This window comes from Acinetobacter sp. UBA3025 (genome assembly GCF_002367915.1).
Taxonomy (GTDB): Bacteria; Pseudomonadota; Gammaproteobacteria; order Pseudomonadales; family Moraxellaceae; genus Acinetobacter.
The window spans coordinates 10,435-15,970 of the sequence record NZ_DFDO01000289.1; the positions used below are offsets into that span (position 1 = coordinate 10,435).

Consider the following 5,536-nt stretch of genomic DNA (forward strand, 5'->3'; position numbering starts at 1 on the left):
AGCGTCTGGCACCGACTTTAGTCACTCGCGGTAACCTGAATAATGATTTGGGTGTCCCAATGATGTTGCTGGAACTGCGTGCTGAACATCAATATGCGGTGATGGAGCTGGGTGCGAGCCATCAAGGTGAAATTGATTACACTTCCAATCTGGTACAACCACATGTGGCCGGCATCATTAATATTGGTACCGCACATTTGGGTGAGTTTGGTGGTCGTGATGGGATTTGTCGCGCCAAGTCTGAAATCTATTCGCATATTTCTGAAACTTCGATTGTGCCCGCAGAGGATGATTATGCCGAGCAGATTCGTGCAGCCGTCAAAACCGAGAAGACTCTAAGTTTTGGTCAGGGCGGTGATGTCTATGCAACTGACGTAGAACTACATCCACAATCTGCGACTTTCACGTTAAATACACCACAAGGCACTATAACTGTAAATCTGCCATTTGCTGGTGAACACAATGTGCAGAACGCAACTGCAGCAGTGGCTTTCTCTTTGGCGATTGGTATTAGTCTGGATGATATCGTGGCTGGCCTTGAACAGGCTGTTGGTGCCAAAGGTCGTTTGAACTTTATTCCGCACAAAGATTTTTTATTTATTGATGATACCTACAATGCCAATCCAAGCTCGATGCGTGCAGCGGCTGAAGTTTTAGCGCAGCAGCAGGGTATTCGAGTGATGGTGACCGGTGATATCGGTGAACTGGGTTCATCTGCCGCGATCGAGCATTATAAACTTGGTCGGGATCTGGTATCGGTCAAAGGTATTAATTTTGTGGTGGCTGTGGGTGAATTTGCTCCAGCTGCACAAGAAGGTGCACGTAGTACGCAATATGGTAAGAAAATGCAGGCTTTCCTGAATCAGGAGCAGGCTTTACCATTTTTAATTGATTTGATTGAAACACATCATCCCCAGCCAATGTCTTTCCTATTCAAGGGTTCACGTTTTACCCATATGGAAACATTAATGGCTGCATTGATGGAGAAACTCTAAATGCTGTTATGGCTATTTGACCAGCTGGCGGGCTTTGATAGCACGTTTCAGGTGGTTCGTTATCTAACTTTACGTGCTTTGCTCAGCGTCTTGACCGCAATGACTATCGGTTTGGTCTTGGGTCCGATCATGATCCGCAAATTGCAGGCACTAAAATATGGTCAGGCAGTAAGTTCGTTTGCTCCTGAGAATCATGCCAAGAAAATGGGCACACCGACCATGGGTGGGGTATTAATCCTGCTCTCGATTGGGATCTCCACCTTACTGTGGGCGGACCTGACGAATCCTTATGTCTGGATTGTGCTCTCGGTGATGGTGATTTTTGGTGCCGTTGGTTGGGCGGATGACTGGATTAAAATCCGTTATAAAGACAATGCCGGTCTACCTGCACGCAAGAAATTCTTCTGGACATCAGTGGGTTCTTTGGGTGCTGGTATTGCACTGTATGTGATCGCACAGCAGCAATCGAATCCGGTAGTGACTGCCAACATGCTGGATGTGTTAATTCCATTCTTTAAGGATCACACCATTCCATTGTCTGTGATTCCGCTGGGAATTGGCTTCATTATTTTCACTTACTTCGTGATTAATGGTGCATCCAATGCCGTAAACCTGACCGATGGTCTGGATGGTCTGGCAATTATGCCAATTGTCCTGGTTGCGGCAGGTTTAGGGGTATTTGCTTATTTGGCAGGCGATGTACGTTTCGCTAACTACTTACATATTCCTTATGTGAAATATTCTTCTGAACTGGTGGTGATCTGTGCTGCGATGATCGGTGCCGGTCTGGCATTCCTCTGGTATAACGCTCATCCAGCCCAAGTCTTTATGGGTGATGTGGGTGCGTTATCTTTAGGTGCAATGCTGGGTACAATTGCCGTGATGGTGCGTCAGGAAATCGTGTTTGCGATTATGGCAGGTGTATTCCTGGTGGAAGCAATTTCAGTCTTCCTGCAAATCGGTTCATTAAGAATGCGTAATAAACGGGTATTCCTGATGGCGCCGCTGCACCACCATTATGAAAAGAAAGGCTGGCGTGAAACTCAAGTCGTCATTCGTTTCTGGATTATTACAATTATGCTGGTAGTTTTTGGCCTAATGACCTTAAAATTACGCTAAGAAATGCATTTGAAAAAGTCGGCGCATGCCGGCTTTTTTGTTTTGGAGAAATTAAAAAATGAACTTACTGATGTGTCCTGTTTGTCGTGAGCAGTTACGCTTAAATGAACGTACATGGCGCTGTGACAATCAGCATAGCTATGATATAGCCAAGCAGGGTTATGTGAATCTGCATGTAGTGCAGCATAAACATAGTAAAAATCCGGGTGATACGCCTGAATCTGTGCAGGCACGCCGTGCATTTCTGAGCGCAGGTCATTATGCGCCTTTGCAACAGGCTGTGGTTAAGAAAATCCGTGAGCTGCGGATTGAAAATCTGCTCGATATTGGTTGTGGCGAAGGCTATTACACCAATGCCATGCAGGCTGAAGTCATGCAATGTGTCGGCGTAGATATTGCCAAAAATGCAGTTCAGGTTGCAGCTAAACTGAATAAAGAAATTACCTGGGTGGTAGGGACAGGGGCAACCTTGCCGGTATTGGATCAATTCATTGATCTCTGTACCAGCTTATTTAGCCCGATTCCGAAACAGGAAATCTTGCGGGTATTAAAGCCAAAATCTTATTTGATGGTAGTGACGCCTGCACCACAACATTTGTACGCGATGCGTGAAGCCTTATTTGAGGAAGTGAAAGCACACGAGCCACATAAATTTGTCGAACAGTTGCAGGATACATTTAATCTGGTAAGTGAACAGGTGATTGATGCACCAATGACTTTGGCTCAAGCGGATTTAAAAAACCTGATTACCATGACTCCTTATGCTTATAAAGCCAAACCTGAACGCCGTTTGGCACTTGAGCAGCAGGATCAATTTGATTTAATGGCTCAATTCCAGATTTATGTATTTCAGAAGAAATAAATTTAAAATCTAGAAGTAAAAAATCCCTCAATAATGAGGGATTTTTTATTGGTTCAGATTATTCAATTTCTTCAATCAAGTTTTGCAAAGGATCCACCACCCGATTTGGCTGTGGTGGCTGGTCTCTTGGGGCTACTCTTTCATCATCCGGTATGCGAATTTCCTGATCAGGCAAATCTTCAAAATCATTGCTTTGTCGTTTAGGTGCTACAACCGGGGCAGGGCGATACAGAGGCGTCGCTAAAGGTGGAGAAGACGGATCATGTTGTTCTTGCTCACCTTGCACTACTTTATTACGGTTAATTGGTGCTTTAGCGTTACGATCCAGGCGAACCCAAGCTTCTGGTGTACCTTTTAAGGCATTCCCCATAAAGTCGGTCCAGATTGGTAAGGCTGCCACGCCACCGTATTCACGGCGACCTAAAGTTTTTGGCTGGTCGAAACCGACCCAGGCAACGGTGACCAGCTTGCCATTAAAACCTGCAAACCAGGCATCTTTGGCATCATTGGTGGTGCCGGTTTTACCCCCAATATCGCTACGACCAATTCTTAAAGCAGCACGTCCCGTACCATGCTGAATCACATCACGCAGGATATTGGCCATATCATAAGCAGAACTAGATTTTAAAATACGTTCTGCCTGACGGTAATTACTGTCTTCAGCCGAAATTTTTGGTGTCTCTGGTTTCTGTGCCAAGGTTTTGTTATTGATTTCAATGGCTTCATCATCAGGAGTGAGTGCGGCTGTTGGTTGAGGACTTTCTTCCTGAGCATTAATACACGAGATGCAGGCATATTCAGGCTTAGCCTCAAAAATGGTCTTGCCATAGGCATCTTCGATACGCGTAATAAAGTGTGGCTGAATCCGATAACCGCCATTGGCGAACGTAGCATAACCAGTGGCCATTTGGATTGGTAAAACCTGAGGTGTGCCTAGAGCAATGGTGTAGTTACGTGGAATCTGATTATCCTGCAAGCCAAAATCCATAAATAACTGACGGGTACGCTCAATACCAACGGTTTGTAATAGGCGTACTGAAACCGTGTTACGTGACAGATATAAAGCACGACGTAAAGGAATCATTCCTAAATAACGGCCATCCGAATTACGTGGACTCCATTTACCAATGGTAATAGGCGCATCATTCACCATGGTATGCGGAGTCATACCACGTTCTAAAGCCAGAGCATAAACAAAAGGCTTAATGGTTGAACCCGGCTGACGCCAGCCTTGAGTCGCACGGTTAAATTTGGATTGATAAAAATTATAACCACCGACAATGGCTTCAATCGCACCATTGTTAGGATTCAATGCAATTAATTGGCCCTGTACCTGAGGCGTTTGTACCAGTGCCCAGGAACTTTTATTCTCGTTAGGTCTTAAACGAACAATATCTTTAACTTTGGCAATCTGTGAAGCTCTGCTTGGTGCAGCACCTACACTATCTGCACTACGATAAGGACGGGCCCAGGACATGCCTGACCAAGGCACAGTTACGGTTGTACCATCCTGCATCAACGCTTCAAAGCTATTATTATTGACCTTGGTCACTTCAGCAGGGTAAGTGTTGGCATAGACACGGAAATTTTGCAGGGGCTGATCATGAGCCTCAGCACCTCGCCAGCCATGACGACGATCATACGCCTCTAAACCATCCTGTACTGCCTGTTCAGCATAAGCCTGACGTTCACTGTGGATCGTCGTGTAGACTTTATAACCTGAATCTATCGCCTGTTCACCAAAATTTTCTACCAGTTCAGAGCGAACCATTTCACCGACGTAGGGGAATTTGTTACGCGTACTACGGTCAGGCATATCCAAGTTAATCGGTTCAGCAATGGCTTCCTGATATTGGCTTTGATTCAGATACCCCAATTGCAGCATGCGACCTAAAATCCAGTTACGGCGCTCTAATGCACGTTTAGGGTTGGCCACCGGATTATAACGAGAAGGTGCTTTAGGTAGGCCAGCAATCATTGCCATTTGCGCAATCGAAAGCTCATCTAAACTTTTGTTGTAATAGATTTTCGCTGCTGCCGCGATGCCGTAAGCATTTTTCCCCAAGAAAATTTTATTGACATATAAAGTCAGAATTTCTTCTTTACTTAAATTCTGTTCTATTTTACGTGCCAGGAAAATTTCAGTCAGCTTACGCTTTAAAGTACGTTCGGGACTTAAATAGTAGTTTTTGGCGACCTGCATGGTAATGGTCGAACCGCCAGTCTGTACATCAGAGCCGGTAATAGTTTCACTGACTGCACGTCCTAAGCCTTTAAAGCTGATCCCGCTGTGTTCGAAGAAACTAGAATCTTCTGCAGCGAGGAAGGCGTGAATAAATTCTTTCGGAATCTGTTCATAATTCACAGGAACAGAAAGCTTGCCACCATACTCTGCAATGAGCTCATTATCTGAGCTAAAAACTTGTAAAGGCTTTAATAAAGGTGCCTTTTTAAGCGTAGACATTTCAGGCAAAGATGGAGCAATATAAAGGTACATGCCATAAAAGCCCATCGGAATTGAGATCATAATTATGATAATGATAGATCGGAAGAGCGTCGT

General features: G+C 44.8%; 4 protein-coding genes. 3 read left to right on the forward strand and 1 reads right to left on the reverse strand.

Translation table 11 applies throughout. From position 1 onward, the window contains the following. The 3 genes from B4J23_RS12200 to B4J23_RS12210 form a co-directional block, all read left to right on the forward strand. A partial coding sequence (locus tag B4J23_RS12200; protein WP_291360954.1) for a UDP-N-acetylmuramoyl-tripeptide--D-alanyl-D-alanine ligase occupies window positions 1-995 on the forward strand: 995 nt, incomplete at its 5' end. Beyond that, window positions 996-2,114, forward strand: coding sequence for a phospho-N-acetylmuramoyl-pentapeptide-transferase (mraY, locus tag B4J23_RS12205; RefSeq protein WP_291360956.1), 1,119 nt, complete (start codon window positions 996-998; stop codon window positions 2,112-2,114). Between the two features lie 58 nt (window positions 2,115-2,172). Then, entirely contained in the window at window positions 2,173-2,976 is an 804-nt protein-coding gene (locus B4J23_RS12210) for a putative RNA methyltransferase (RefSeq protein ID WP_291360958.1), read from the forward strand. 58 nt (window positions 2,977-3,034) lie between these two features. Here the strand turns inward: B4J23_RS12210 and ponA are convergent, their stop codons facing one another. Further along, window positions 3,035-5,503, reverse strand: coding sequence for a penicillin-binding protein PBP1a (gene ponA / locus B4J23_RS12215; protein ID WP_291360960.1), 2,469 nt, complete (start codon window positions 5,501-5,503; stop codon window positions 3,035-3,037). Window positions 5,504-5,536: the final 33 nt, after the last annotated feature.

Bases quoted from the DNA above. Each gene is read 5' to 3' on its own strand.
- mraY (WP_291360956.1), top strand. From the start codon at position 996: ATGCTGTTATGGCTATTTGACCAGCTGGCGGGCTTTGATAGCACGTTT.
- B4J23_RS12210 (WP_291360958.1), top strand. From the start codon at position 2,173: ATGAACTTACTGATGTGTCCTGTTTGTCGTGAGCAGTTACGCTTAAAT.
- ponA (WP_291360960.1), bottom strand. From the start codon at position 5,503: ATGATCTCAATTCCGATGGGCTTTTATGGCATGTACCTTTATATTGCT.